A 6,441-nucleotide genomic window follows, 5' to 3' on the forward strand; every position below is an offset into this window, starting at 1 on the left:
TTAGAGTGTTTTTAAAAAGTTTGAAAAAGCATGCTTTCCTTCTTCCGTTCGTTTAAATACACCGGCATGCTCAAGAATCTTTTGAAACCTGTGACCTACCTCGATTTCCAATATTCCCATGACATTTCCCGTCGTGATGTTGTCATATTTCTGTTGGATTTCCTTGTACCAATCCCAGTGCTTGAGGAGCGTGTCTTCCCATTCGGTCCGTTTGGCCGGGGTGATTAAGCGCTCGCCTAATTGTTCCAGCTCCAAAGCCAAGCGCCCCGGCAAAACGGCAAGGCCCATTACTTCAATTAATCCGATATTTTCCCTTTTAATATGATGGAGCTCGCGATACGGGTGGAAAATACCATCGGCATGTTCTGCGGATGTCCGATTATTTCTTAGGACTATGTCCATTTCATATAAATCTCCGCGTCGTCTCGCGATCGGCGTGACCGTGTTATGGGGCGTTTCGCCGGTATAGGCCAAAATGTCAACGGAAATGTCGCTGTATTCCTGCCACTTCCGCCAAATATGCTCCGAAACATCCGCCACATCCCCTTTGCTGCCACAGACCCTTATAACCGACATCGGCCACTTGACGATTCCCATTGTTACGAAAGGATGGCTCGATGGCCGTAGCGTTTCCTCGATTTCCGCTTTTTCGATGGCAAATACATAACTCCCGCCCTGAAAATGATCATGCGCTAATATGGAGCCGCCCACGATCGGCAGGTCTGCGTTCGAGCCAATAAAATAATGGGGGAACTTTTCCGTGAAATCCAAGAGGCGGTCGAACGTCGCCCGCGTGATCTGCATCGGGATATGCTGTTTTCTTAATACGATGCAATGCTCGTTATAATAAACGTAAGGAGAGTATTGTATATACCAATCCTCACCATTCAATGATATCGGAATGATCCTATGTGTCGCCCGCGCAGGATGGCGCAGTGTTCCACGATATCCCTCATTTTCAATGCATAAAGGACACGTTGGATACGCTGTTTCCTGGGAATCCTTCATTAAGGAGATTTCTTTCGGAACTTTTTCCGGTTTGGCCAGGTTTATTGTCAAATCCATCTCTCCGTATGAAGTCGCCGCCTTCCACTGCTTATTTCTTGCAATTCGATCGGCACGGATATAATTCGACGCCACCGACCTTTCATAAAAGCGGCCAGTCGCCTGTTCCGGACTTTGTTCGTAATTTAGAAAAAAGGTGCGTATTTCTTCAGAAGGTCGCGCCAACATGCAATTCATTACTTCCGTATCGAAAATATCACGCTCGATCGATGTATTTGCGTTGAGCTCTCCATGCTCGTAAGCCCAATCGATGATTCGATCCAGCATGACATCGAGGGAGGTGGTTGGTGATCTTGCTGCACTTTCCTCCCATTCACTAATGCGCAATAAGGAAAGAATCCGATTGCGCACATATATTTCATCTTCTTTTGCAAACAACCCACTGTTCTTCCCGTATTCCAGTAAACTTTGAATGTCCGGATAGATATTCACAGGCCACACCCCTGTTTTCCATAACTGTAAATTCCTCTAAAATCACCGCTCGAATAATTGCCGTGATTTAAGGATCGACACATTTCAAATATCCCCCGATGAGGTGACTCGGCCTTGTTCTGCACTGGCACATTTCCTTCCTAACACATGATACCTCGCCAGGTTTCTGAAGAGTCTCCCTTCACCAGTGATTCGAAATGCTGACTAATTTATTCAACCCCATGCGGTTTCACATGGGGCGTCTATCTAACTCTTATTGAATATCCTGAACAGTGAAGTAATCAAAATTCGCCTTCACATTTTTCCCGCTGACAGGACTTGCTGCATAGATGCCGATTTTCACATTCTTCAGCTTGGCAGTAATCGGATCTGCCGCTTTCTCCCATTTCCCATTCACCCAATAATAGGTGGAGTAGACATCGCCAACTCTTTTAATCTTCAGGAATAATGTATCATCACCAGGGTGTGATGCCGGATTTTGGGCTTTGCTGTATTTCATCGCTTCTTCTTTTGCCGTTTCCAGTTTCAATCCATTGTCCCAGACATGACCAAGCCTCACGTAATTATCCTGATCCTGCCACACATAAAGACCTGCTTGTTCATGGTTATCCCTGTTTGCTGCATGAACTTTCGTCGTTATCTCAAAGTCGCCTGCTGGAGCCTTCTGCAGGAAGAGGTTACTAAGTGTATTGCTTTCCTGAAATGAATCACCAGCTTGGGCAGTGATCGTTAGGTGACTTGGATTTTCCTTCAAGCTCCAATTAGGCAGGCTTTCGTTGAACACCGACCACTTTTTATCCAGCACTTCACCATCAAATTGGTCCACTTTCGCTTTTTTGGCAATCGGTGAGTTCACCTCGTATTTAAAGCTTTGGATATCCTTTTTCAACTGATCTACCGCCTTAAAGAATTCCTCAGATGTAGATTTTTTATTGTCATAGACCGCCTCGGCATTTTTTATCGATTTCTTCAGGAAAAAGATTGCCGTATTCGGATAGGTTCCAGGCGTGCTGCCCATTTTTGCGCTATTCAATACCGCTTTCGTTTTATCTATTTCTTCCTTTAATACGTATTTTGGTGAAGCGGATTTTATTAGCGACTGATTTGCCGCAGCCACTCTTTTTGCATCCATTTTCGTCACTTTTCGGTCATATGTGAGCAACCCGTTAAGCTCACCTTCAACATCCGTTGTTTGCGTATAAACAGCCCCGCTTAACCCGTTGCCATGAATATATCCTTTTAATGATTCGATATACTCGATGTACGTATCCGTAATTTCTTCCTTATTGGATTGCTTCGCATAGCTCCAGCCACTTGTACCCCATTCATGGCCTGGTGCATCCAATCCTAAACCGCCATACTCACCAATGACCGCAATTCTATCTTCCTCGACATTCGGTGACCTTGGGTTCGGATAGGTGTGCCAATCGATGACATCCCCGACAGGATAATCCGTCCAGCCGCTTGCATTGGTTACGACACGTGTAGGATCAAGCCCTTTTACCCAATTCGTTAAACGCACCGTGTCATATTGTCCCCATCCTTCGTTGAAGACGGTCCATTGCACAATGGAAGGGTGGTTGTACTTTTCTTGAATCATTTCCTTGAATTCTTTTTCATATTGCTTCCTTTCATCTGCAGTAGCCTTTCCTCCAGCTGATGAGCCTTCTAGACTCGGCATATCCTGCCAAACGATCATGCCCATTTTGTCTGCCCAGTAATACCAGCGGGCTGGCTCCACTTTAATGTGTTTTCGGATCATATTGAAACCAAGGTCCTTTGTCTTGCGAATGTCGAATTTCAATGCCTCATCTGTTGGGGCTGTATAGTTACCATCTGGCCAGTATCCTTGATCCAATGGCCCCATCTGGAATATAAATTCCCCATTGATTAACGGACGCAGCTTACCATCTACCTTGCCAATGGTAATTTCCCGCATCCCGAAATAACTTTTTACTGTATCAACAGTTTTGCCATTCTTTTTTAAACGCACTTCCAAGTCATATAAAAACGGATCCTTTGTTGTCCAAAGGCGTGCATTGGGAACAGGAACGGCAATATCCTTGCCTACCTTGCCCGTTACTGTGCTCACTTTTTTGCCTTTTTTATAGACGATGGCCTCTACGGTTTCGTTTTTCACTCCGGCTGCGTTTACTTTTAATTTCAGTTGTTCGGAATCTATATCAGGTGTCGTTTTCAACGAAGCTATATTGGCCTTTGGTACGGGCTCGATCCATACCGTTTGCCAAATACCTGATGCTGGTGTATACCAAATCCCCTCTGGCACACGCGTTTGTTTACCTCTCGCCTGTCCGCCGCCAGTTGGATCATGCACTTCCAGGATCAGTTCATTTTTTCCCTTCACCAAATACTTTGTAATATCATAGCTGAAAGCATCATACCCGCCTGTGTGGGTCCCTACCTTTTCCCCATTCACATATAAGGTGGATTTCCAATCGACTGCTCCGAAATTCAATTTAATATGATCGCCCTTCCATTTATCCGGTAAGGTGAAATCACGTTTATACCACATATGTTCTTCCATTCTCTCGACATCGGATAAAGCTGATTCGACTGGGAAAGGCACGAGGATTTTCTCTTTTAATTTTTTCCCTGTCGGCAGCGAATCTCCTTCAGCGGCACTTTGGAATTCCCATTCGCCGTTCAAATTCAGCCAATCTTTCCTGGCCAATTGGGGTCTTGGATATTCTGGCAGCACGTTCTCCTTATTGACCTTATCTGCCCATTTTGTTTCAATGTTGAATTGTGAATGATTTTCCACCCTATTCAAAAAGGCTGGAACATCCTTCCCACCCGAGCGCAAGGCACCTTTTCCATCATAGGTGATCAGGACTTGATTGCCTGTCCGTTCGTAAATAGGCTGTTTAGTGTGAATGACGACAGTAGACTTACTATCCTGTTTAAAAGCGACATCCTCAATTTCCCAATCTCTTCCGTTCAATTTGACAGCGACATGATCTTTAAGATTTCGAGGCAATTTATCTAATGGGTTTGCAAATGTCAGCTCGACTTGTTTGCCATCTTCAAGGACTTGTGCAGATTGAACCGTCCCGTCCATTTCATAGTCTTCAGGCAAATAAAAGGCACTGCTAGGGATGATCTGTTTTGCCACACTGTCGCTCGACCATAATAGTTTTAAATTCGCTCCGCCCTCATGTTCGAAATATTCAACTTTTATGTCGTATTCCTTGCCTGCTTCTAACGCAATCTCCTTGCTTTTTTGTTCAATGTCCCATTTATCTTCCCAAAAATCGATGGCGAGTTTTCCGTCAATCCATAATCTGAACCCGTTGTCGCCTTTCATATAAAACGTGTAATCCTCCGAATGCTCAGGGATCATTTTCCCAGTCCATCTCACGGCTGCGGCATCACTTTGCCCCGTGAATTGCTGGAGTGCTGGATTAAGGTCCGAGAAGTCGATATTGTAATCCATTATTGTCGTTTTCAATTGATTGAAATCGAATACTCCGGCTTTGGTTGAAGTATAATACTCCCCTTTCAGCCCGTGGTTCCCATCATCAGCATCCCCGGCTGCTGAAGCAGGTGACCCACTAAGGCCGCCGATCACGATAGAACTAACGAATAAACAACCCATCAATGTCTTCTTCATAATGAAATGTTTCCCTCCCCTAAGTACGTTCATTGCCAAAACATTATGTTACCGCTTCCAAATCCATAATCCGAAACACCACTCAACTAATGCATCGATATCTACTCCTTTCCCTTACTACTTTACCAAGCCTTCAAGAAAAATTATTTGTAAAAAGCAGTTACATTTTACACTTTTCAGATAATTGTTTTTTCTCCATCCGCCTGAACACATCGGGGGTCCCATATCGTTATCCAACAGATAGGTCGGTGTCACCAATGTGGATGACATGTGCTAGGTCCATTGGCAGCATCGGTTAATAACGCAGCGAAGGCCGGCCATTTCTCTCGATTGGAACGACAAGCAAAGAAGCCCCAATGATAGAGCATTGGGACTTCCTGAACGATGCTGATTCGAACACCTACTTGTATTCACTTGAAACTGACTGTGATGGAGACTGGACTTTTACATGGCTAGGTACTTTCTTGAGTCGAATGACTTTCCTTTTCCTTCTTTTCATGACGATGAGCCGTTGGAGGAGAATGAATACAAACAGTAAAAACCCGACTGCAATTTTTGTCCACCACGAGCTGAGTGTACCTTGAAACATAATGATCGTCTGAATGATCCCCATGCTCATTACACCCAGTGTCGGACCGATTAAATAGCCAAACCCCCCGGTTAAAAGGATTCCGCCAATGACACAGGCTGCAATCGCATCCATTTCCATCCCCAATAAATGGAGACCATATCCCGATAACATATATAAGGTAAATACCACGCCGCCCAAAGCCGAGCAAAACCCTGAAAAAACATAGACCAGGATGGTTGTTCGTTTAACAGGCAAGCCCATTAACGCAGCTGATTTGACATTGCCGCCAATGGCATATACATTGCGGCCAAACCTCGTCCATTTGGCGATATAAACTGCAAAAGCCACAACCATGATGGCAACGACCGCCCCTATTGAAATGTAATGATCGCCAATCAAATAGACCTTCGCTTGCGAAATGGCACTATACGTATCATTGGTGATGACGATGCTATCCGTGCTGATGAGGAAGCTTGCACCTCTTGCCAGGAACATCCCCGCTAGTGTGACGATCCAGGGATGGAGATCGAAACGATAAATGAAATAGCCTTGGAAGGCACCGAAGGCGATTCCAATCAGTAACGAAAGGGCCATCACCAGATACCCATTGACGCCTGCTTCCAGCAACGAGGCAGAAACCATGCTGATGAAGGCAACCAAGGCCCCGACGGATAGGTCGATCCCGCCAGTAATGATGACGAAGGCCAGACCGGTAGCTACAATGATTAAGTATGCATTATCA

Annotated in this window: 3 protein-coding genes; all 3 read right to left on the reverse strand. The window is 45.0% G+C overall.

Features of this window, described 5'->3' with window-relative positions; genetic code table 11:
• Window positions 1–1,497 carry a UDP-glucose--hexose-1-phosphate uridylyltransferase gene (locus CVN76_RS14745; RefSeq protein WP_100531891.1) on the reverse strand — a complete coding sequence of 499 codons (1,497 nt, stop codon included), beginning with the start codon at window positions 1,495–1,497 and terminating at the stop codon, window positions 1–3.
• A gap of 253 nt (window positions 1,498–1,750) precedes the next feature.
• Entirely contained in the window at window positions 1,751–5,128 is a 3,378-nt protein-coding gene (locus CVN76_RS14750) for a PA14 domain-containing protein (RefSeq protein ID WP_100531892.1), read from the reverse strand.
• Window positions 5,129–5,528: 400 nt separating this feature from the next.
• Window positions 5,529–6,441: galactofuranose ABC transporter, permease protein YjfF (yjfF, locus tag CVN76_RS14755; RefSeq protein WP_100531893.1), on the reverse strand; the 913-nt coding region annotated here is incomplete at its 5' end.

The sequence above is a fragment of the Bacillus sp. mrc49 genome, assembly GCF_002803435.1.

Bases quoted from the DNA above. Each gene is read 5' to 3' on its own strand.
- CVN76_RS14750 (WP_100531892.1), bottom strand. From the start codon at position 5,128: ATGAAGAAGACATTGATGGGTTGTTTATTCGTTAGTTCTATCGTGATC.